We start from the raw sequence: 22,860 nt of genomic DNA on the forward strand, positions 1-22,860 counted from the left end.
GAGTTAAACGAAAAGAGATGCACCGAAAGTCCTTTGAAGGAACATATGGTCGCAGAAAGTAAACGGATACATATTTCTTTTATTTAATATATAATTAGCCTGAGAATATAAAGTAAAGAAGGAAAAGGGCGGGCGTAATGAGTAAAGTAAGAAAAATGAATATAGATCTACACTGTAGAAATGAGCCTAATGAATGCATTACATTAACATTAAGTCAGTACAACAACTTAGAGAGTCAGTTTCATCTCAACCCAAAATCCATTACAGGCTTATTCAGTATTGCAATGCTAGTTCTTGGGTATTTTACTTTTTTAAGATTTCTTTACAGAAAACTACGTAAAAAACTCCGTCGGTAATACTAACCCCACGGAGTGCTTCGCACTTATATTTATGCATCAGCCTAGGACTTCTGGAAGAGGTCTTCTTCTTTGAGAAATAAAATAGAAGAGTATTAAAGTTGTTTGAGCATAAAAAAGTACAAAATGTAATGACTTATCTCTTGAAAGATTTAATGACGTCAACTAAATAAGAGAATCCGCGGGACCTTGGGCGATCAGATCGATAAACCAAAGAAACATTCATATCTTTACTTATTTTCTTCACTAGTTTTAGCTTCTTGCTATTTTCAGCAATTGGACTTGGTAGAAGACCCATGAAATCATTATTTCTTTTTAAAATTGAGTTAATAACTTTGTAGTCATTAATATTTGTTTTACTAGTATTTTCGAATTCAGCGAGAGTACTAAATGCTGTAATCATTTCTTCGTTGTATAGAATATGTTCCTTCTCTTTGCCATCAATAGAATACAATCCAATAAACTCTTTCCAAAGAGGAGTAATAACAAGGTCTAGATATTTTGTAGGATTAATAGCAATACAAAGATCTGCACTTAGGTCGTTAACAAGTTCAACACTAGCTTTAGAACTACAGAACTCTGTTGAAATACTTATGGCAGGGTACTTCGTAAGCTTCTTCAATACTGTAGGAAGAAGGTATGTTGCAAAAATATTATGACAGGCGAAGTGGAAAGAACCACTCGCGATCGTATCTAAAGAATTAATTTCAGTTAAACACTTTGAAGAGAGATGCGTAATATCATTTAGATGTTTTAGAAATACCTTGCCAGCATCAGTTAAAACAAGTTTCCTAGCTCCTCTAATAAATAGAGTTGCTCCGACTTCTTGCTCAAGTCTTTTAATCGATTTAGATAGTCCAGATTGCTTGCAGCCCAGATAGTCCGCGGCCTTAGAGAAGTTTTCATACTCAGCAACGACAAGAAAATCTGTAAACTCTTTTCTATTCTTCATATTCCAACAAAGAATATCAGTTAATCCTCTACAGGACTAGCAACTATAGTAATTATTACGCTAAAACACAGAAAGTCTAATAAGAGACGAAACCATCAAAGAAGGATAAGTTTATGAAAAAACAACTAGTTACAATTTTTGCGCTCTTAATATCTCAAGTGAGTCTAGCAAGCTTCATTCAAGTAAACCTTGTAGAGCAAGAAGAGGCCCTGATAAGTATTCTTACAGATTCTAATGGAATGACGCTTTATACTTTCGACGTAAATTCTGAAAATCAATCAAATTGCCATGGAGCTTGTCTTGTAACTTGGCCTGCTTTTACAACAGAGCACGAAACTCTTCCTACACCATTTGGTGTTCATCTAAGAGACAATGGGGAGTTGCAAGTAACTTTAAATGGCGAGCCTCTGTACTTCTTTATAGGAGATAAAAAGATCGGAGATATTAACGGTGATAATATTGGGCAAGTTTGGCACATTATCAATTTTTAAATTTATTAAAGTTAGGAGAAAGTAATGAAATTGTTTTTTATTTTAGTTTTAATGATTAATACAACTTATGCAGCAACTATGAATATGAAAATCAATTTCAATGCTTCTACTAATGTACCTGGTATGAATATCAGCGGAGAGGCCCTACAAGAAATAAGCGGGAATATTGAATTAACTGATAAAAAGATTAATAAAGTTAATGTTTCATTTGAGTCAACTTCATTAACAACTGGAATGCAATTAAGAGATGAACATCTGCACAAGATGTTAAAAAAATCAAAATTGGAATTTATAAATACTTCTGAATGTCTATTTGAGGATTCAAAGTGCGAGATGGAAGGAACTTTTAGTATTGCATATAAAAAAATCAAATCTAAATTCTTAATTACTAGAGAAGGAGAAACTCTTTTATGCTCAATCATAATTAAGCTTAGTGACTTATTTCTAAAGAAACCAAGCTTTGCAGGAGTTAGCGTTAATGACGAGGTAAATGTCACAATAGAAGGTACAGTGAAATGAAATCATTATTAGTACTTCTTTTAACACTATCAGCTCATGGATATGAAAACATGATAGTAAAAGGGTACTCAAGTTGCATTGCTTGTCATAAGTCAGCTGAAGGAGGCGGGCTTCTTACGGAATATGGTAAGTATATTTCAAATACCAGCTCTTATATTAGTTCAAAAAACTTTAAAACTGATCAATCTCGTTTCAATTACGCACTTCAGTTTAGATATGCAAAGATTGATGCAAATGGTTCAAAGAGAAGTTTTCCAATGCAATCTGATATTTTAACAAATATAAACTTCAAAGAAGCTGGTGAAGTCTTTATTGATATTGCGAGAGCACCAGAGTCTCAAGCTATTGCATCTGGTATAGAGGAGCCTAAACAATCAGATTTATGGTTCTTTAGAAAAGCAATATATCATTATAAAAACTTCTTCATAGGGAGACAGAGATTTAATCTTGGATTAAACCTTGTCGATCACACAACTCTAAATAAATCACTAAATAGAATGAATGTTAGTGATCTTGCATCAACTATAGGCTTATTGAAAGTGACTAAAGACTCTAGTAAAAAAGTATTTCTCTTTGGACCAAGTTTTCAAGAAAACCGGATTAATAAGGAGACTGGTATCGCAGTTGATTACAGAAAGTATATATCTAAGAATCTTAACGTAGGTGGCTTCTCTTACTACAGCTTAGGAGAGACAATTGACAGAGGTAGCATAGGCCTTAACTTCAAAGCAACTATTTCGAAATGGGCACTATTTTATGAAGGTGTTTATAGCAGACGAGAGTTTAAAAAAGGAAGCAGTTTAGATCAGAACTCAAGTTTAATAAGACTAAGTTTTTTTCCTTATATGAGTACGTTAATATTTATAAATTATGAATTTGCAAATCGTAACAAAAACTTTGAGCTAGAAGAAACAAGAGTTGGATTTGGAACGAGATTAAAGATCTGGAAATGGATTTCTTTTCAATATGATCTGAAGAAAATTGAACGAAATAGTGTCGAGGAAAATATTTCAATAGCGCAACTATTTTTAAACATATGGGGATAAAATGAAAAAGAATATTTTCATAATTTTAAGCTCTTTATTTATATCATGTTCTGAACAAGGGACAAATGAAGCTGCTCAGTTTGTCAGAATTAATCTGGAAGAGATTGAGAAAATAGAGCTTTCTTTTATAAAAGAAAAGATACTTATGCCAAAGTGTATCAGTTGCCATGGCTGGATAAGTGACGATTCAAAGATATTAAGTCGAGTTGTCGCAGGTGAGCCAGAGAGTTCAATGTTATATAGAAGAACGAATGATGGAACGATGCCCTTCGGTGGTCCACCCCTAACGAAGGATGAAGTGACTTTGATCTATAAATATATTAAAGATTTAGAATAGTTTAGATACGAAAAGGTCAAAGAAGAAGTGTAACGTCTTATACAATGAACAATAAATCGTAAAAAGGATAGGACAAATTAAGCACCTTATTCAAGAAATTTACAGTATCAATCTCCCCTACAGAGAACTCTCTTTTTAAGCATATAAATCAAATTCATGTTAAAATAATTTAAACGGTGAAGAACTCTCCAATCTTCTTAGGTAAGCAAGTATCTATTCAGAAGATAAAAGAATAAGAAACGGGGTATATTATTTTATGGCCGGTGGAATCATCACCATTATCACAACCTTACTTTACACTTATAACTTTGCGATTAAACATATAGAAGAAAGATCAAAGCAGATTATATCTAAAAGCTTAAATGAAAAAAATATTAAAAAAAAATACAAGATGCACTTGATAAATACGTTAAGACAAAAGTTGAACATAAAATTGATATAAAAGTAGACGAGGTTTCCAAAGAAATTTCACAAAGAATTTATACACAACGACTTGGGTTACAACAAGAAATTGTAGACCTAAAGGAAGAAGGAAAGAGAAACATTAAATATACACTGAGTTTTAATAAGATTTTCTCTAAAATAAAGAGCTATTCATCAAAGTCGAGGTCAACAGAAGGGTACAAAAACTATCTGGAACTATGTAAAATAAAAGAGAACTCAGAAATATCTAATGACCTAAGAATACTCGCCAAGAGTGAGTTATATATAATTGATATGGAATTAGCTAGCTTAGACTACAAATATGTTAATCCTAATCTACAGTACCACAGCAGTTTATATAACAAGCTCTCCAACGAACTAAATAACAATCAATTGATTAGCCAAATTTTAATTTCTAAAACAGACGAAGAACTTATAGTCATGAAGAAAAATTTTAAAGGAAGCCTAGAAAAGACAGCAGCCCAAAAAGTTTAAAAAAGCGTTCAATAACTGAATTTGACTGTTCAAAATCTTTCTTATCTTTAAAGTGACTAGTATCATCCACTGTGTTCACTTCTGGTTCTTTATCATGATTAGGATTGATTACAATATCATCCTTCCTCTCTCTTTTAGTCGTAATTTTATAAAGATAACCTATAAATATGGCATGAATTTGATTTATATTCTTAAAAAGAGAGTTGTCTGTAGTGGAGATTGAAGCTTTAGATTTCTTGAAGAAGGTGTTTAATTTGTCCTATCCTTATACTTCGCCATTATAAAAGGTTTTTAAAACTGAATAACTCGGTTTTTTAAGATTACCTAATTATAACAAATGTTTTATTTGTTTTGTGTAAATAACAGCCTAGGTTTATAATTTTATTACAAAATATAATAAAGAGGTTGTTTATGAAGTTGATATTTTGCATCTTGTTTATCTCAGTGTCGTCATGTGCGAATGTAGAACAAATTGATAGAGGTCTATTGTCGAAAAAAATTATGCAACTTGACCCCCACCCTGAAGAGTCTGTTTTCAGGAATGAAGTGAGAAGTTTTAGAGAAGGTGCAATTGGTGGAAGTGAAGCCGTTGGTGGTGGTTGTGGTTGTAATTAAGTTTTTAAAAAATAACTGGAAAGAAATATTTCTAGCTTTTTTAACACTACAGAACGCTTTTGCTGAAATGATGGAGAAGGGGAAAACAAGAGTTAAGAAGGTTTTCAATCTTTATCACCAAAATAGTAATGATGGAAGACAGGTCATAGATGGTACAGGTCGTGAAGAAGCTAATGTAATTGAACCTATGGTCTTTATCGAACATCAAATTACAGAAGATACTGCAATTAATGGAAGAGTTGTCTTTGATGCCTGGACTGCTGCAAGTGATACGAAACTTGATAACTATACTGGTGCAAGTGGAACACCAATTATGGGCCAAACGAGAGTCGCAGCTAACGTAGGTGTTCAAAGTGAGAAAAAGGTTTTAGCAAATAGATGGACTTATGGTGCTAATCTTGGATTTTCTAGTGAGTATGATTATCGATCATTAAATGGAAGTTTGAATATTTCAAGGTCGTTTGCCAAAGATAATTTTACTCTCGGAGTTAGTGTTCAATATTTCTTAGACGAAGTGGACCTATTTCAAGATTTATCAAACCCACAAAACGCTGTGATATCGACAGGGCTTGAGCGTAAGATATTTGCTACAAGCCTAACTGCAAGTCAAATCCTAACGATAAGAGATATTGTTCAATTTGGAGTTACTTTTGCGCGAGCTTCGGGAGTTCTTGAGTCTACAGCAAGTACTGTTGATATCTCAGGAGTTAGAGCAGTTGAGAGCTTACCAGATACAAGAAGTCGTTATGCACTTTCCTCTAAGTGGGTGCATGGACTAAGCCAAACAAGTTCTATTAATTTAAGTTATCGCTACTATTGGGATCAGTGGGATTTAACGTCTCATACATTTAGAGGTGCTTACTTATTTGATATCGAAGAGGATGAGTCTTATATAGAAATCTTTGGGCGTGTTCACGATCAGAGCTCTGTTGAATTCTATGCCGATAATTTTAGTCAGGCTCAAACTAATATGACAAGTGACTCAGACCTACAAGAATTTACAAGTTATGAAACGGGGATCTTTTACGAATCATCACTTGAAGATCGAAAAGTATTTGGTTTTGATCTTGAAGATGTAAACATCTCGCATAGTATTGTTGGTGGTTATCGTACAAACGGTATGCGCTATGGTTACTATCAAATGGGATTAAATTACAGTTTTTAGGAATAATCATGAATAAAGTACTTTTAATAGTTTTATTAGTTTTAGTATTCAGTCTTGAACTCAGTGCAAAAACTCTTCAAAGCTTTTCATTACCAGTTTATAAACAAGAAAAATCTTTTACGTACAAAGCAGGAAAAAAGACCCTTATTAATTTTTGGGCCAGTTGGTGTACAAGTTGCATCCAAGAGATACCTATTTTAGAAGAGCTTAAAAGAAAGAATCCAAATGTCACTTTTATCGCGATTAATGCAGGAGATAGTCAGAAGAAGATTAAAAAATTTCTTAAAAAAACAGGGTTCTCTTACACCGTTTTGATGGATAAATCTAAGAAGGTCTCAAAAGAGATGGGGATTTTAAGCCTTCCTCAGACAATTGTTGTTGATGAAAACGGCAACATTTTTTTTCATGAGAATATCCCTCCAGAGTCACTATGAATAATTTATGTGAACTCTCTTTTAAGGCTATGGGCGGGACTTTTACTTATAAAGGCTATCTTGAAAGTAGTATGTCAAAAGAAAAGGCGATAGCTCTTTTTAAAGATGCTCACAATGAAGTTTTAAGAATTGAAAAAAAGTTTACTGAGTTTGCTCCTTCTTTGATTACAAAGATAAATGACTCGGCTGGATGTGATAAAGTTTCAATTGATGATGAACTCATCTACCTTCTTGAAAAAAGTGGAGATTACTTTAAGAAGTCTAAAGGTCTATTTGATCCAACTTACGCTAGTTACTTGAGTGTATGGCGACAAAAAGAAAAACTTGGATTATTAGAGAAGCACAGACTTAAAGCTCTCGTTGATTTTTCTAGAGTTCAAATTAATTTGGATGACAAAACTATTTATCTGCCTTTTAAAGATCAAAAAATTGGATTAGGTGGTATTGGTAAAGGATATGCTGTTGATAGAGCATTTAATTTTTTAAAAGAAAATGGGTTTAGAAACTTCTCAGTTAACGGATCTGGAGATATGAGGGTTCACTCATCTGAAAACGCACCAAGAAAGTGGAAAGTTGGAATTAGAAACCCTTTTTCAATGGATAGCAGTAAGTCCGCAGGTATAGTTCAAATTGCTAATGGGAGCGTTTCTACGTCAGGTTCATATATTCAGAATAAAAATGATAATTTAAGAGATCACCATATCGTAGCAAAACAATATGACGAAACAATTCCAGTAAGTGTTACAGTTGTTGCTGATACTTGTATGGATACAGATGTTTGGGCAACAATTTCTATGGCCCAAGGAATAGCAGATAGTTTGAAGTCGCTCAATGAACAAAATATTTTTGGAGTTCTTATAGACTCTAGTGGGACATCTCATTTATCAAATAAGGCAATGGCACAGTTTGGTTTATGAAAATATTTTTACTATTAATAATCTTCTTAAACTCTAGTAGTGTCCTTGCACTATCAACGGTGACTCTTCAGATAAAAAAACCAAATCATTCGATTTTATTACGATCTAATAAAAACGTATTAGAGTTTAGGCCTAACGCCAGTCTTCATTGGGGAGTAAAGTATTCTACTGACTACTTTTATTTTGAGTACGGAGGGAAAATTAAAGATACAAACTATGGAAATAGTGACGTAGGCAACAACTCATATAAGAGTTTTAGGATTGGGCTGCCAATAAAGAATTTTTTTATAAGGCTTTATTATCAAGAGTGGATAGGTTTTAGTAGTGATGAAAGAGATGAGTCTTCTTGTGAATACTGCTTAGAAAGAGAAAGACTGACAAGTAGAGAAAGTAGTATAAATCTCACGTACGCTTTAAATTCAGACTTTGATATGAGAGCACTTAACTCTGATGGATCAAGAGGTGTTAAACCTTCATCTTCATGGTTGTTTTTAGGTTTTTACGACAGATTTAGAGTCCACGATTCAGGTGGTCTAATCCAAGAAGACTCGCAAAATAAGTTTACATTTTTTAGCACCTTACAAACAATTGAAGCTCAACAATTTGGGGTAGGACTTGGGTATGCCTTTCTCTATCCTTTCAGTACCTTTTATTTAGGATTATCTGGAAACTTAGGTGTCGGTTATCAAGAGAATCGTCTTGATGAAATGATTAATAACAGAGAAGTGAAAAAAGCAGCACTAAGTCACTGGAGCCTGAAAGTAAACTTAGGTACTCAAGGCGATGGTTTAAATGTTGGTCTAAAAGGATATCTTTTTTCTAACGTGTATAAAGTTGGTGATAGCCAAAATGTAGCTAATTTAAATTATAGTATTTACTCTTACATGAGCTATAGCTATTAACCACTCGCCAATGAATTAGTAAAAAGTGATAAGTCTTTTAAGGCCTACCTCATTATCAAGTGCTGAACCCGAAAGAACCCCAAAAAACCAAAAAAACACTAAAACATATCAATTAATCGTGGAAAAACCGAGAATTCGGAAGCCGAGTGACGAATTTTCGTCAGTATAAGACCATTAAAATTAACAAAGAAGGAGGACCCTATGGCGTATGGGAAGTACGATCCTATGGTTAAAAAGATGATCATTGAAAGTGGAAAAAGGATAGGACAAATTAAGCAACTTATTCAAGAAATCTAAAGTATCAATCTCCCCTACAGACAACTCTCTTTTTAAAAATATAAATCAAATTCATGTTAAAATAATTTAAACGGTGAAGAACTCTCCAATCTTCTTAGGTAGATAATTCAATAAAATTTACTCTTTTAATTTATACTCTAGAGATCTCTATAGTAGCGAGAATAGTCGTAATCTGATTCATCATCGCACATCTTGAATTTATAATTTCTTTCTTTCATTGCTCTAAAAGCTATTGAAATCACGCGATCTTCCTCCTCTGGGCTATGGTAGACAGTGTGAATCAGGCGATAGAATAGAGTACACTTTCCATAAGCGCTACTCCAATCCATATGTAGTTTTGCTCCATTTTTTACCAAGTAAAGAAAAATATCTAATTTATTCTGATCAGTCAGACTAGTCACCTCTAATATGGGAGTCACAACTTTATTTGGCACTTTTTGAACAAAATTTACGTCAGCTCCACCTTCAACAAGGGCCCTAACAGCTCCAAAATTATTCTTAGAGACTTGCATATAGAGAGGAGTGTAGCCAAAATTATTGACGTGATCAGTCTTAATTCCAAAATTTCTAATTAAGACCTTTGTCGCTTCATAGTCATTTTCATAACCCCCTGCCATCCAATGCAAGAAGGTGCTATTGTACTCATCAAACTCTCCGCCCAGGCAACTATACTGAGGATGCAATCCCCCTTTGATGCCTAATTTTCTTGAAGAGTAAGAAGTGATCTTTTTAATTAATTCAATTGAGCGGTACTCTTTATTATTATAACCATCTATACGGTAAATCAATTGCTGACAGAACTCAAAATCACTTGTAAAGGCCCATTTCTTACCTTTTTGAGAAACCTTTCCCTCAAGTAGCCAATCGAGATCAGCGCCATACTTAATGAGTAGATCTATAACCTGAGATCTCTTCTTAGTGATTGGAGCTTTGAGGGCCTCTCCTAAGAGAGTCATTCTCTCCTCGTCTCCATAATTAAAGTCTGGGTTCAATCCTCCGACACGCCCTTCCGAACGATTAGAGTATGTTAGATACTTTTCTAGAAACTCTGGGTCAGCATCAAATCGACTGTCGCCAAGCGCTCTGTAGAAAACGTCAAAGGCCTCGTCTAGGTCTGTGAAGTCCCATTTTGCAAAAGATGTAGTAGTGGTGATTAATAGTGCCAGGGTTAGAACGTATCTCATCAATATTCCTTATAAAATAATATTTAGCGAAACAATACCTTTTGTGGATCATTTTTCAATATATTTAGGTGTATAATGAAAAAAGTTTACTACTTATTAAGTTACTCGCTATACCACTTCAAAACTATGGACCTTAATAACTCAAGCCTTCGTTATTAGAACAACGAGGTACTTTTTTAAATAACGTATTAAGTTGATTTATGAAAATTTCAACAACTTACAACCTGTCTATATTCTATACGGCCTATATAGAATATTCAGCTGACACTCGTTAATCCTCAAATACAATTACTATCTTCGTATTATTAAATTTAGGAGTAAATTATGAAATCCACTATTTCAATACTATTTATGTTACTAACATTCTCTTCAAATGCGTCAGTAAATTCAAAAGAGTTCGTTGAATGTTTTGTCAAAGCGTCTAATGAAATCATTCAAGAGATCCAAAAAAGTGACATAAAAAGTGAAAAAAAACGAATGTGTGATCATCTTTCTCAAGAAACAATAGATAATTACCTCTCTATGTTTTCTGAGATTCAAAATGGAAGATTAGTTTACTACTCTAAAGAATCAATGGGTGCTGAAAAAATTGGTAAACTCTATGATTATATGAAAGATGAGATGGATTGCTATAAAGCGAAGGGAAATACAGCGAGTCTCTTTGGAGCAATAGCCAATAGCCCTACTTACCATAGAAATCTTGATCTCGTTGAGAGTGCAATTAATAGAATGATTGGTTTTGAGATGTGGGATAGCTTTTTTAACCCAAATGCCTATATTCAATTAAAAGATATTGATTTCTCGTACTGCTCTAAGGAATAACACGACATAAATTATTGAATTAGTATAAATCCTTCATTTACGCTCAATGAGTTTTAAGTTATAAATACTTAAAATAAAACAATTATACTGGATATATAGATGAATCAAATACAGCCACGATGTACCTTCGCCATCATTTCTCACCCCGATGCAGGTAAAACAACAATGACGGAGAAACTTCTGTGGTTCGGACGCGTTGTTAGAGATGCAGGTATGGTTAAATCAAAGCATGGAAACTACGCAAAGTCAGATTGGATGGAAATGGAAAAAGAAAGAGGGATTTCAATTACTTCTTCCGTTATGTCTTTTCCTTATAATGATCGTGCCATGCACTTACTAGATACGCCAGGACATAAAGACTTCTCTGAAGATACCTACAGGACTTTAACTGCAGTAGAGTCCGTTCTTATGATGATCGATTCTGCAAAGGGTGTGGAAGAGCAAACTAAGAAGCTTATGGAAGTTTGTCGCCTACGTGATACCCCTATTGTGACGTTTATGAATAAGTTCGACCGTGATGCTATTAACCCATTTGAATTGATCGATAATGTTGAAGAAATTTGTTCTATTCAATGCGTGCCAATGACATGGCCAGTTGGAAGTGGTGTGGACTTCAAGGGTGTTTACGATATTAAATCTAAGACCATTAGAAGTTTCTCAGAAGGAAATGATCCAGACAAGGCAAGGGTTATCGATGCAAGTGATCTAAGATCAGCCGAAGTTGTCGACTATGTAGGAAATGCTCTCATCGATCAACTTGAAGAAGACCTAGAGATGATTGCGGCCATGATGCCAACATTTGATGAAGAAGAGTTTCTTGCAGGAATCATGACTCCAGTTTTCTTTGGTACTGCCCTTCATAACTTTGGTGTAAAAGAAACATTAGATATGATCTCAACGAAATCACCTGGACCAGGGCCAAGAGAAGTTAAACTTTCTCCTTTTGATGAAAATGCAAAAGTAAGAACTCTTGATCCAAAAGAGAAAACGTTCTCAGGTTTTATTTTTAAAATTCAAGCAAATATGGACAAGAAGCACAGAGATAGAGTTGCTTTCATGAGAGTTTGTTCAGGAGTCTTTACAAGAAATACAAAGATACATCATGTTAGAACTGGAAAAGATATTAAAATACCTTCTCCACTTATTTTCCAAGCTCAAGATAGAGAGATAACTGAAACTGCCTATGCTGGAGATATTATCGGTCTTCACGACACAGGTAAGTTTCAAATTGGAGATACATTCTCAGATGGAGAGAAAATCGAATTCACAGGTATTCCTAACTTTGCGCCAGAAATCTTTAGAAAAGTGATTCTAAAAGATCCTATGAAGGCAAAGCAGCTTGATAAGGGACTTCAGCAATTATCTGAAGAAGGAACAGTTCAATTATTTAAGCGTCACACTACTCCTGAGAAAATTCTTGGAGCTGTTGGAGTTCTTCAATTTGAAGTTGTTAAGCACAGACTTGAGACGGAATACGGCGTTCGAGGGGAATATGAAGGCTATGGTTTTGTTGGAGTAAGATGGCTTAAGTTTAAAAATGATCATCAAAGAGAGCTCTTTATACAAAAGAATGGTAATAATATTGTCTATGATAATAAAGATAGAACTTGCTTTGCAGTTAGATCTGAGTGGGACTTAAAGCTAGTCATGGAAAAGAATGAAGACGTTGAATTCTTCAGTACATCTGATTATAAAAAAGGTCACTAATACTCATAATCATCTGAATTTATACGGATTTGTCTCTGTATAGGTTCGAAACACCATGAGAAAATATTACACTTTTTCTGTTTAGTTTACAGTTAAAAACTATACTTTACTCTATGAAAGTAAAGTATCTATTGACCATATCTATACTGCTTAGCGGCCTTTATTCATTTGCTCATGCAGATGAAGTAAAAGTCTCAACAAATGAGATTATAGAGCGACTTAAGTGTGACTCGATTACAGAAGTTAAAACTAAAGAAAGGCTTTACGATCTATTAGACCAAATTTCACTCGAGCTTTCAAAGTATCAAAGTAATGATCGTCACTCTTTGAGCAGATCACTCAATTCTTGCACCCCAAACAAGAACTCAAAGGCACTCATGATTGCATTTGAAGGAACTGGAGCATTTGAACCAAAAGTCGCGACGACACAGGCCATAGCTATAAAGTGCTTGGCCTCAAAAGTTCACCCTTCTCTCATTAATTCAATTTATAATATAACCAAAGAAGTTGTTGCAAAGAATGAATCTAAAGAAGACCTACTTTGGTCAGGTCTTAATACAGGAGTACAATTAGAGCTTTTTAAACATGAAAGTTTTAAAGATGTAGACTGGTATAGTTTTCCTTCAGAAGAGTCAGAGGCCTTAGCAGATATTAAGTTATTAAAGAATTACAATTTAGAACAGCTCATTGAAGATGTGCAAAACTCAGTAAATGGAAATCCTAAGGGAATTAGTAATGCTACGATCTGTTTAATAAATTATTTTCACAAGGCCAAACAGTTAAACATAACTCCTAAAATAATTCTGACATCTCATAGCTCAGGGGCGAGATCCCTTGTTAAATTTTCGCAGAAGATGAAGCAGCTCAATTTCAAAGTAGAGCTGGCCTTTACGATTGACCCCGTTATTGAGGCCCATGAAACACTTAAGGAAGTTCTCCCTCAAAAGCTAGGAGAACCTGCAAGATGGGCGCAATACAAACTTGATAGACTTTTAGGAAAGAATCCAAATTATCCCTATTCAAGAGTTTGGTCTAGGTCGTATCCAACTAAGTTATATAAATCTTCAAATGTATTAAAATTAATAAACTTCTATCAACAAAGTGATAACTTAGGTTTGAAAATTGGAGGCGACGCTCTTAAATTCGGAATCTATGGAAGTCCAATACATGGGGCCGATTCTAATGAACTCATAAAAGGGCTAAGCGACAGTGGTCACGGAGAAGTTACTTATCACAAAGAAGTGCTTAGAAGCTTTAGAAATAATTTAAAATTATCCCTCGATAACTAAGATGTGATAAAATGTCTCTATAGGATATTTATGAGCACATTAGACTTATCAGAATTAAATTTTAATTACGCAAGATCATCTGGAAAAGGTGGTCAAAATGTGAACAAGACAAATACGAAGGCCTACCTTTCTTGGGATATTACTAATACGCAATGTATCTATCCAAATCATAAGAAGAGATTTATCGAAAAGTATTCAAACTTCATAAATGCTAATGGAGAATTTCAAATTTTCTCTCAAGAGTTTCGAACTCAAACACTAAATCGAGAAGATTGTATTAAGAAGCTAAAACAAATGCTTGAGAGTACAAGATTTGCACCTAAGCAAAGACGTGCAACAAAACCTACAAAGAATTCTGTAAATCGTCGCATAAAAACAAAGAAGATGAAGGGACTGACTAAGAAGCTTCGGCGAGAGAAGTTCTAAAGCTTCACTGGAATATGAAAGAACGTCCCAAAATCATGAGCATACTTCTGCGTAATCATTCCATATCCAGGATAACTAACACCATCTAATTCAAATCTCTTACCAGAACCTCTAACACCCCATGAGTTTTTAAAGTAATAGACGCCTTTATAAGTAAAGTCTTTCCAAGTACCATCTTCCATCAACATTCTACTTGTCACTTCTTTTTCGTCATCATAACCAACGATAATAAGAGAATGTCCTCCACCAAGCTCAGAAGATATTCTTCTATCTCTTGATCCTCGCTCAGGATAAGTCACGATACCTTCATACCATTTAGACTTATCTCTAGGTTGAATATCAAGCTTATCAGTTTTACTATGATTCCACGATCCGTAATAGAGCTTTGCTCCCATAATGACTGGAGAGCCCTTAACAAGAAGCTCCTTTACCTTTGAAAGTGTTTTTAGGCGATAAGAGCTCTTCTTAACAAGAAGATCTCTAATTTGAGGACGATTATCCTTCGCAGCTTTCAAGATAGGTAGAAACTCTGGGTCTACATCATTAACAAGCTCTTCACTAGCAGTTAATAAACGAGGATCTCTATGCCCTAAAAAACAGCTTTGTAATTGATTCCCCCTTAGATGAGAACACCTAGATGCTGCTAAAGGAGACTCTTCTATAGAAGTCCATTTTTTACCAAGATATGGCCACTCGGCTTCGCTAACATAAGCATTCTCTATTAAGGCCTTGAAGTTTTTTGACGTAGAAGATCCTTCAGAAGTTTTCTTAGTCATTATGACATACTCCATCCACTCCTCTGATAGATCAATTTCTTTTGAAAGGCCTCTATATTTAACTAAGTAGTGTTCTAATAAACCAATAGTCGTAAACATTGTACATGTTCCACGAGATTTCTGAGACTTCACTGATGTCTGCAAGTCTATTACACTCAGCACATCTGATTGCTTTGGTAGATCCGTCTTTTCAAGAAGATCATTTATTGCTGGTTTAGATTCTATATAAGGAGATTCGAATCCCTCACCCATTGAATAAATATTAAAACAAAGTAAGAAAATAAATATATATTTCATGATGGTCCTTGAATAAAAATTGGCGTCATTGTCTCGATAGAAGAAGCGATATACAAGGAAAAAGTTGTGATTTTATACAAAAAAAAAGGCCACTATCAGTGGCCTTACTATAGAAACAATATCTTATTGCATTGCTTGAATTCTTCCGAGACCATTTACATGAAATGACTCAGAAGTTGAAATCTGTCTCAACACACTCTTAGCAGTATATTCAATTCTAACCATTGCACCGGCCACTGGGCTATCTTTAGTTCCATGGTTTACAATGGACATTAATTGAGACTTAGCATCAAAGTTAAATCCCCAGCTTACAGAAGTATTGCTAGCTTGAACATTTAGACCAGTGATGTAAGCACCTTTATCATTGTACTTTCCACCGTATTGAAAATTAACAGTGTAATCAAAGGAAATAACATTCATTCCAAAACCATTCTTATACTCAACTTTATAAGTCTTTGCCATTGGCATATTCCAAGAGTCCATATCGTAGAAAGCAACAGCATCACCGTCTTCAGTTTTTGGAAGGACACTGATTGGTGCTCCCATATTTACATTTACTACTGGCTTTCCGGCCTCAACAATTGTCCAAATCTTCTTACCAAGAGCAATGAGCTTATCTACAACCATAATCACTTCTCCAAGGTTTTTATCAAAACCTAAGTATTGTGGGGCCCAAACAAGTTCATCATTGATTTCAATTTCAGTTACTGTAATTTTCGAAATTGTGAAATAGTCTTCATCATAACTTTTTGAATCGTCAACATTTTCAAGAACAGTTTGAGAGAAAGAAAGCTCTCTTGTTGCTCCTTGAACTGAAAGAGTAATAAAAGTGAACAAAGATACTAATAGTAAATTTTTCATAACCGCTCCATAAAGTTAGGTAATTTTTATAGGTGATAGATACAAAGGCTGTCTAACAAAGTCAACTTAAAAAATACTTACACCTAATAGATTGTATTAGAATGGCTAATAACTAATCATTTAACCATTTGAAATTTGTGTTATATAGGCGTCAGATGTAAGAAAGTCTTTGAGAATTCTTTGCTCAACTCTTCCCTTCATAGCTGCAGGAGCTGTAATTCTTACAATGAGATCAATCCTCTTTGGAGTTATAATATTGATGTGAACTCTTGGCTTCAAAATAGGCAATTCAAGATGAGATCTCCTATGAAGTGCATTGAAGTGCTCTTGAGCTTGTTCGAAATAGTCACTACAGTGTATCTCACAAAGCTCTAATAATTTCTTTTCACTTCTGGCCCAATCAGCTTTCATCTGCAAAGGAATTTTAAACGTGTGAAGAACATAGTTTTTGGAATAAGACTCATTAATTAGTGTATTAGTAAGAAAGATACTATTTGGAACAATAACAGACCTACCAGTCAATTGATGTGTTTCCATTCCAGGACCTACTTCTAATAAAGTTGTAGAAAATAAAGTCCTATCGATGACATCCCCTCTTATTCCGGCCACCTCAATTCGATCTCCAACATGAAAAGAATTCTGAGTAAGTTTAAAGATCCCACCCATAAAGTTTAAGATAAGCTCCTTACAAGCAAGGACAATCGCAACAAGAATTGCTGCCAAAGAAAATGCCAAGGAACGAATTTCTTCATTCCAAATGAATAAGGCCGTAAAGACAATCAGAAAAGTTGTTGCTGAGTTTACATTAACGAAATACTTACGCTTTCTATCTACACTCATACTTTTAGAGTTATTTAGAATTGACGACAAAACTGCTCGCAAAACAAAAATGCAAACTATAAAAAAGATGCTCAAAGTGAGTTTATTTAATGTTAAATCGTCAAAAAGTAAGTTTCTTAAGTCCATGATCCATTCTCTAACACTATAGAATAATTAAAAAGAGAAAACATTTTCCGCTATTGTTGACTTACGCAAAACTTACGCTAATATAGATATATGGGAATAACTAAGAAACAAAAAGAAGTACTAGATTTTATCACTAATTACTGGAAAGAGCATGAAGTCGCTCCTACCCAAAAAGAAATCAAAGAGGCCTTTCAACTGAAGTCCTATGGATCTGTTCAAAGATATTTAAAATATTTGAAAGATAGTGGTCATATCGAAAATGACTGGAATGCTAGACGAGGTTTAAAGCCTGTAGATGAAAATGAAAAGGCCCTACAGACTGAAGCAGGTATTGAAATTCCTCTTCTTGGTGATGTGGCGGCAGGAATTCCTATTGAGGCCATTGAGAACCCAGACAATACTATCCAAGTGCCGAGTCATATGATTCATGGAAATCATAAATTCTACGCTTTAAATGTTAAAGGTGACTCGATGATTGAAGATGGGATTTTTGAAAGAGATATCATCATCTGCAAGCATCAAACTACGGCCAATAGAGGTCAAACAATTATCGCCCTTGTTGACGGAGAGGCAACAGTAAAACGCTACCAACCAAGAGATGGAAAAATTGAACTCATCCCTGCTAACAGTAGCATGTCTCCAATTGTAGTAGACCCACGTCTTTCGCAGTTTTCAATAGCAGGCGTACTTGTTGGCCTAATGAGATCTTACGAGTAACAAATGAGCAGTAGAAAAATAATTCACATAGATATGGATTGTTTCTATGCTGCTGTAGAGATGAGAGATAACCCTCAGCTTAAAAACAAGCCTATTGCTGTGGGTGGAAAGCCTGGTGAGCGCAGTGTTCTTTGCACAAGTAACTACCTTGCCCGTAAGTTCGGTGTTCGTTCAGCAATGCCAGCAGCTCTTGCAATCAAACTATGTCCTGATCTTACTATTATCCATCCCAACATGAAGAAATATAAAGAAGCATCTGAGATAGTTCAAAATATTTTTAGAGAATATACTGAGCTGATTGAGCCTCTTAGCTTAGACGAAGCCTATCTTGATGTAACGGACTGCAAGAAGTGCTATGGCAGCGCCACTTTAATCGCCAAAGAAATTCGAGAAAAGATTTTTCAAAGAACACAACTTACAGCTTCAGCCGGAATTGCTCCAAATAAATTTATCGCTAAAGTTGCCAGTGATTGGAAAAAGCCAAATGGACAATTTGTTGTCACTCCTAATGAAGTAGAACAATTTGTTCTTCAACTAGATGTTAAGAAAATTCCTGGGATTGGAAAAGTAAGTGCTCAAAAGCTCTACGATCATGGAATACATACATGTGCAGACGCGAGACAATGGAGCTTCGAGAAGCTAGAGATGTGTTTTGGGAAACTTGGAAGATCTTTGTACCAAAAAAGCCGTGGCATTGATGAAAGACCAGTTAATATTGATCACGATAGGAAATCAATATCTGTTGAACATACTTTCTCCAGCGACCTTTTGGAAATACAGACATGTATTGATCAAATCCCACGAATTTCTACCGAACTTATAACGAGACTTGCTCGCTATCAACAAAAGTATGGAAATGACAAACGTATCTGCAAAGCATTTATTAAAATGAAATTTCACGATTTTCAAACTGTTACAGTTGAAAAGAAAAGAGAGATAGAGTTCTATGAGGATATCTGGAATCATCATGAGATGGGAACAGAATTCTCAGTGCACCTTGAAGAGCTCACAAAAATTGCATATCAAAGAGGCAATAGACCGGTCAGGTTACTTGGTGTAGGCTTAAGACTTGATAATATTGTCCCACAACATGATATGCAGCTAAAACTAATATAATGATAAAAGATTTACTTGATAGCGATCACCTATTTATAGAAAAAGAAAAACTCTCCTATCGAGATTTCTACAAATTGTGCCTAGAAAATGCCCATACAATTTCTAATAGGAGTAAGTTAGTTTCGATACAAGTTACAAATGACTTACAATCACTTATAGACATATTTTCACTATGGATTATTGGTAAAGAGATTATACTCTACTCGGCACAAGAGCCTCAAAGTTCACTATTAAAGTATAATAAAGAACTTGGTGCTACTCCTATTGAAAAAAATGGAAACCATTTTAATAATACACTTGAATCAACGAATTCACTATTAGATACGGCCTGTTATATTTTTACTTCAGGTTCTACTTCTAGACCTGTTGCCATACCTCTAAGCTTTGAAAACCTTTTTTCAAGTGCTGATCAATTTAATGATTTCTACCATGTAGAACATGGACATTATCTTCCAATTACTTTGCCCCTTTATCATATTGGTGGCCTTATGATAGCCATGAGAGTAGTTAGGGCCAAAGCATCTTTGGATCTGTGCCAAGCTTCGAATATGAAAGAGGCCGAATTTTCTCGAAGACCAAGCTTTCTATCAGTGGTTCCCCTACAATTAGATCGAATATTAAATTCAACTGAAAAGTTTTTTTTTAAAGATACTATCTTTATTCTTGGTGGTGCCAAAACTAAGATGAAAATCTTAGAAGAAATTCAAAAGAATAACTTCTTAGCATCGAGTACGTATGGAATGACTGAAACAAGTGCAATGTGTTTTGCAACTGAAGTAACAAGCTCTCCAGAAGTTCTTGAGTCTGTCGGAAAACCTTTAAGAGAAACAACTTGTTCAATATCTAAAAATGGGACTCTAGTACTTTCTGGAAAATGTATTTCATCACTCTTTCCTAATGGCAAAATTCAGACCAAAGACCTAGTACGCATCGATGAACATGGAAACTATCATATTCAAGGTAGGGCCGATGATGTATTTATCAGTGGAGGAGAAAATATAAATCCTCATGAAATAGAAGAAACTCTTTTTAACAATGGAGTTAAAGAAGCTTATATCATAGGTGTTGAAGATGAAAAATTTCAACATGTAAGCGTTCTATTCTACGATGATTCCTTTAGCGAATCAGAAATTATTTCTCTTTGTAAAAAGACACTTCACCCTCATAAAGTACCAAGACACTTCTTCAAGCTAGAAAGGTGTACACAGGGAATTAAAGTCAAGAAGTCCAACCTTCATAAAATGGCCCAGGCACTCATACTTATAAAACAAAAAGCAAAGAGTATTCCCTTTATAACAGCTGGAGACCCTGAAAAAGATTGGATAATTTTTCTTCATGGTTTTATGGGTCAAAAAGAAGATTGGTTAGGGACGTTTGAATTTTTAAAAGATGATTTCTTTCTTATTGCACTAGATTGCCCAGGTCATGGTGACTACTTGCAGGACGATCAAGACTATATTCAAGATTTTATCTCAAATTTTTGCAATTTTATTCGTGAACTGAAAAGACCCATACATCTGGTAGGATACTCTCAAGGAGCTAGGCTCGCTCTAAGTTGTGCTTTAAAAGGACTTAATTTATCTTCACTTGTTTTAGAAAGCGGTAGTATCGGAATAGTCGACGAAGATGAGAGAAAAAAGCGCCTAGCGAGTGATCAATCGATGTTTAAGAATATTAAAACCAAAGAGCAACTCTATGACTTCTTAGATTATTGGTATTCTAATCCTATTTTTGGCACAATAAAGTCTCATCCAGATTTTATTTCAATGCTAAAGAATAAGCTCAAGCATAACCCTAAATACTGGCAAGATGCTTTGAATGTGTTCAGCGTCGGGAACCAAGCTGATTTTAGGGATAAGATGAAGAATTTATCTATGCCACGACTCACTATCACAGGAGTTCATGATCATAAGTACTACGCTCAATCCAAAGAGTTAGAAACAAAGTTTGGCTTTGCTTTCACTCCAATCACTGATGCTTCCCACAATACCCATCTGCAAAGAACTGAACAATTCTCAAATGCTCTAAAAATTTTTCTAAGTTCAACAATTTCCTATAAAAAGTAAGTTTCAATAGCAAGACAAACTCAAATTTTCGTTGTAGTGTTCCCAAAAACTTTACTAAGGGATCAACCAATGAAAAATCTATTTTTATTAGTCTCATTACTATTATCAGCGAACTCTTTTGCACAATTTACTTCAGAAGATGAAGTTTCATTACTCACAACTGGTGGAAATACCGACGTTAAGACCTATGATATTCAATCAGATAATAAATATATCTTAGACAAGAACTCATTTAGAATGAAAGGTCACTATACTTTCAGTGAGTCAGAAACTGTAACTAACGCTGAGAACTGGGATCTTACATTACGCTTTGACAGGGCCTTGACAGAAACAATTGAAGGGTTCCTTGGCCAAGGAGTTGAATCAAATCGTTTCTCTGGTTTCTCTAGAAGATATAATAGTGACCTTGGTGTTAAGTATACTTATTTAAAAACAACTAAGAACGAAACTTTCTCTGAATTAGGTCTAAGATACTCTATCGAAGAAGATGTTAATGACAGTATTGCAGACACTAAGGACTTTAAAGGACGAGTTTATGTAGAAACTAAGCAGAAGTTCAATGATTCTGTAAGTGGCAAACTGTGGATTGAATATATTCCAAACTTTAGCGAGTCCGAGAAGTACTTAGCAAATATTGAGCCTTCATTAGCTGTAAGTATGACAAAGGTATTTTCACTTAAACTTGCCTACCAATGGAATTACAACAACGCTCCACCAACTGGAAATTCAAAAACAGATTACAAATATACAACTGGCCTATTGGCAAACTTCTAGGACTTACAAATGCAAGACTACACTAAACTTATAGAACAAATTAAAGAAGTATCTACGGAATATGGAATCCTTGCACTCAAGGCAATCATTGTTCTGATTATTGGTTTGAAAGTAATTAGCATGATTGCTAAGCTTGTCGATCGACTACTAACTAAGAGTGATCTTGATAACTCTTTGCGATCATTTCTTGGCTCACTTCTAAGAATAGCTCTTAAGGCGGCGCTCTTTGTCTCTGTCATAGAAATGGTAGGAGTTAAGACAACAAGCTTTGTAGCAATCTTAGGTGCTGCTGGCCTTGCCATTGGTATGAGCTTACAAGGTGCCTTAGGGAATCTTGCAGGTGGTGTGATGATCCTTCTATTTAGACCTTTTAAAGTTGGAGATGTTATCGAGGCCCAAGGTCATATTGGAACAGTTAAAGAAATTCAAATATTCTGCACAGTTCTTTTAACTCCCGACTTGAAGACAATTATTCTTCCAAATAGTCCATTGTCTTCAAATAGTATTGTGAATTATTCTAAAGAACCAATTAGAAGAGTAGATATGGTCTTTGGTATTGGATATGGCGACGACATCAAACTTGCCAAAGAAGTTCTTATTGCTCTACTGAAAAGTGATGAGCGAGTTCTAGAGAGTCCAGCATTATCAGTAAATGTTGGGGCCCTTGCTGATAGCTCAGTTAATTTTAATGTTCGCCCTTACGTTAAATCAGTTCATTATTGGGATGTTTACTTTGATATGCAAGAAAAGGTTAAGCTGGCCTTCGATGAAAAAGGAATATCAATTCCTTTCCCTCAAAGAGAAATGCATATTATTAATAAGACAGACTCAAAATCTTCATTATAATATCAACAACTTAGACGACTGGCGGAGTATTTTCCTCAAGAAATATACTTCGTCAACCGATGAG

The 22,860-nt window shown here is 34.8% G+C and carries 24 protein-coding genes; 19 read left to right on the forward strand and 5 right to left on the reverse strand.

Features of this window, described 5'->3' with window-relative positions:
* Positions 1-492: 492 nt before the first annotated feature.
* The gene (locus DPQ89_RS07630) at positions 493-1,308 is read right to left on the reverse strand and encodes a LysR family transcriptional regulator (RefSeq protein ID WP_127716333.1); all 816 of its coding nucleotides are present in this window, start codon (positions 1,306-1,308) and stop codon (positions 493-495) included.
* A gap of 113 nt (positions 1,309-1,421) precedes the next feature.
* Between DPQ89_RS07630 and DPQ89_RS07635 the strand changes: the two genes are divergently transcribed.
* The 10 genes from DPQ89_RS07635 to DPQ89_RS07680 all read left to right on the forward strand — a co-directional run bounded on the left by DPQ89_RS07635 (position 1,422) and on the right by DPQ89_RS07680 (position 8,652).
* Positions 1,422-1,799: a hypothetical protein gene (locus DPQ89_RS07635; protein ID WP_127716334.1), complete on the forward strand. Its 378-nt coding sequence runs from the start codon at positions 1,422-1,424 to the stop codon at positions 1,797-1,799.
* A gap of 24 nt (positions 1,800-1,823) precedes the next feature.
* Positions 1,824-2,318: a YceI family protein gene (locus DPQ89_RS07640; protein ID WP_127716335.1), complete on the forward strand. Its 495-nt coding sequence runs from the start codon at positions 1,824-1,826 to the stop codon at positions 2,316-2,318.
* A complete protein-coding gene (locus DPQ89_RS07645) occupies positions 2,315-3,364 on the forward strand; it encodes a hypothetical protein (RefSeq protein WP_127716336.1) in 1,050 nt (349 codons plus the stop codon). The genes DPQ89_RS07640 and DPQ89_RS07645 overlap by 4 nt, the downstream gene beginning before the upstream one ends.
* A gap of 1 nt (position 3,365) precedes the next feature.
* Entirely contained in the window at positions 3,366-3,701 is a 336-nt protein-coding gene (locus DPQ89_RS07650; protein WP_127716337.1) for a hypothetical protein, read from the forward strand.
* 717 nt (positions 3,702-4,418) lie between these two features.
* Complete coding sequence (locus DPQ89_RS07655) at positions 4,419-4,619, forward strand: hypothetical protein (RefSeq protein ID WP_127716338.1); 201 nt, start codon at positions 4,419-4,421, stop codon at positions 4,617-4,619.
* Positions 4,620-5,030: 411 nt separating this feature from the next.
* Positions 5,031-5,234 (forward strand): DUF4266 domain-containing protein, encoded by a 204-nt coding sequence (locus DPQ89_RS07660; RefSeq protein ID WP_127716339.1) that lies wholly within the window; start codon positions 5,031-5,033, stop codon positions 5,232-5,234.
* Positions 5,221-6,399, forward strand: coding sequence for a DUF3570 domain-containing protein (locus DPQ89_RS07665; protein WP_127716340.1), 1,179 nt, complete (start codon positions 5,221-5,223; stop codon positions 6,397-6,399). The genes DPQ89_RS07660 and DPQ89_RS07665 overlap by 14 nt, the downstream gene beginning before the upstream one ends.
* 8 nt (positions 6,400-6,407) lie before the next feature.
* Positions 6,408-6,833 carry a TlpA disulfide reductase family protein gene (locus tag DPQ89_RS07670; RefSeq protein ID WP_127716341.1) on the forward strand — a complete coding sequence of 142 codons (426 nt, stop codon included), beginning with the start codon at positions 6,408-6,410 and terminating at the stop codon, positions 6,831-6,833.
* Positions 6,830-7,750, forward strand: coding sequence for an FAD:protein FMN transferase (locus DPQ89_RS07675; RefSeq protein ID WP_127716342.1), 921 nt, complete (start codon positions 6,830-6,832; stop codon positions 7,748-7,750). The genes DPQ89_RS07670 and DPQ89_RS07675 overlap by 4 nt, the downstream gene beginning before the upstream one ends.
* Complete coding sequence (locus tag DPQ89_RS07680; protein WP_127716343.1) at positions 7,747-8,652, forward strand: hypothetical protein; 906 nt, start codon at positions 7,747-7,749, stop codon at positions 8,650-8,652. Before DPQ89_RS07675 ends, DPQ89_RS07680 begins: the two co-directional genes overlap by 4 nt.
* 434 nt (positions 8,653-9,086) lie before the next feature.
* On the opposite strand, the gene DPQ89_RS07685 is transcribed toward DPQ89_RS07680, so the two are convergent.
* A complete protein-coding gene (locus DPQ89_RS07685) occupies positions 9,087-10,133 on the reverse strand; it encodes an ankyrin repeat domain-containing protein (RefSeq protein ID WP_127716344.1) in 1,047 nt (348 codons plus the stop codon).
* Between the two features lie 324 nt (positions 10,134-10,457).
* Here DPQ89_RS07685 and DPQ89_RS07690 point away from each other — a divergent pair, with 324 nt between their 5' ends.
* The 4 genes from DPQ89_RS07690 (at position 10,458) to arfB (ending at position 14,377) form a co-directional block, all read left to right on the forward strand.
* Entirely contained in the window at positions 10,458-10,955 is a 498-nt protein-coding gene (locus tag DPQ89_RS07690) for a hypothetical protein (protein ID WP_127716345.1), read from the forward strand.
* Between the two features lie 99 nt (positions 10,956-11,054).
* Complete coding sequence (locus DPQ89_RS07695; protein ID WP_127716346.1) at positions 11,055-12,662, forward strand: peptide chain release factor 3; 1,608 nt, start codon at positions 11,055-11,057, stop codon at positions 12,660-12,662.
* A gap of 113 nt (positions 12,663-12,775) precedes the next feature.
* Entirely contained in the window at positions 12,776-13,951 is a 1,176-nt protein-coding gene (locus DPQ89_RS07700; RefSeq protein WP_127716347.1) for a hypothetical protein, read from the forward strand.
* Between the two features lie 30 nt (positions 13,952-13,981).
* Positions 13,982-14,377 (forward strand): alternative ribosome rescue aminoacyl-tRNA hydrolase ArfB, encoded by a 396-nt coding sequence (arfB, locus tag DPQ89_RS07705; protein WP_127716348.1) that lies wholly within the window; start codon positions 13,982-13,984, stop codon positions 14,375-14,377.
* On the opposite strand, the gene DPQ89_RS07710 is transcribed toward arfB, so the two are convergent.
* The 3 genes from DPQ89_RS07710 to DPQ89_RS07720 form a co-directional block, all read right to left on the reverse strand.
* A complete protein-coding gene (locus tag DPQ89_RS07710; protein WP_127716349.1) occupies positions 14,374-15,450 on the reverse strand; it encodes a C1 family peptidase in 1,077 nt (358 codons plus the stop codon). The two genes, arfB and DPQ89_RS07710, sit on opposite strands and share 4 nt — an antisense overlap.
* A 123-nt stretch (positions 15,451-15,573) precedes the next feature.
* Complete coding sequence (locus tag DPQ89_RS07715; RefSeq protein WP_127716350.1) at positions 15,574-16,311, reverse strand: hypothetical protein; 738 nt, start codon at positions 16,309-16,311, stop codon at positions 15,574-15,576.
* Positions 16,312-16,431: 120 nt separating this feature from the next.
* Entirely contained in the window at positions 16,432-17,181 is a 750-nt protein-coding gene (locus DPQ89_RS07720; protein WP_164848303.1) for a mechanosensitive ion channel family protein, read from the reverse strand.
* A gap of 186 nt (positions 17,182-17,367) precedes the next feature.
* Between DPQ89_RS07720 and lexA the strand changes: the two genes are divergently transcribed.
* The 5 genes from lexA to DPQ89_RS07745 all read left to right on the forward strand — a co-directional run bounded on the left by lexA (position 17,368) and on the right by DPQ89_RS07745 (position 22,796).
* Positions 17,368-17,994, forward strand: a complete 627-nt coding sequence (gene lexA, locus DPQ89_RS07725) for a transcriptional repressor LexA (protein ID WP_127716352.1) — start codon at positions 17,368-17,370, stop codon at positions 17,992-17,994.
* A gap of 3 nt (positions 17,995-17,997) precedes the next feature.
* A complete protein-coding gene (gene dinB / locus DPQ89_RS07730) occupies positions 17,998-19,110 on the forward strand; it encodes a DNA polymerase IV (protein WP_127716353.1) in 1,113 nt (370 codons plus the stop codon).
* Positions 19,110-21,176: an alpha/beta fold hydrolase gene (locus DPQ89_RS07735; protein ID WP_127716354.1), complete on the forward strand. Its 2,067-nt coding sequence runs from the start codon at positions 19,110-19,112 to the stop codon at positions 21,174-21,176. Before dinB ends, DPQ89_RS07735 begins: the two co-directional genes overlap by 1 nt.
* A 69-nt stretch (positions 21,177-21,245) precedes the next feature.
* Positions 21,246-21,950 carry a DUF481 domain-containing protein gene (locus tag DPQ89_RS07740; RefSeq protein WP_127716355.1) on the forward strand — a complete coding sequence of 235 codons (705 nt, stop codon included), beginning with the start codon at positions 21,246-21,248 and terminating at the stop codon, positions 21,948-21,950.
* Between the two features lie 9 nt (positions 21,951-21,959).
* Positions 21,960-22,796, forward strand: a complete 837-nt coding sequence (locus DPQ89_RS07745) for a mechanosensitive ion channel family protein (protein WP_127716356.1) — start codon at positions 21,960-21,962, stop codon at positions 22,794-22,796.
* Positions 22,797-22,860: the final 64 nt, after the last annotated feature.

Origin of the sequence: Halobacteriovorax sp. HLS (assembly GCF_004006665.1) — a bacterium.
GTDB lineage: Bacteria > Bdellovibrionota > Bacteriovoracia > Bacteriovoracales > Bacteriovoracaceae > Halobacteriovorax.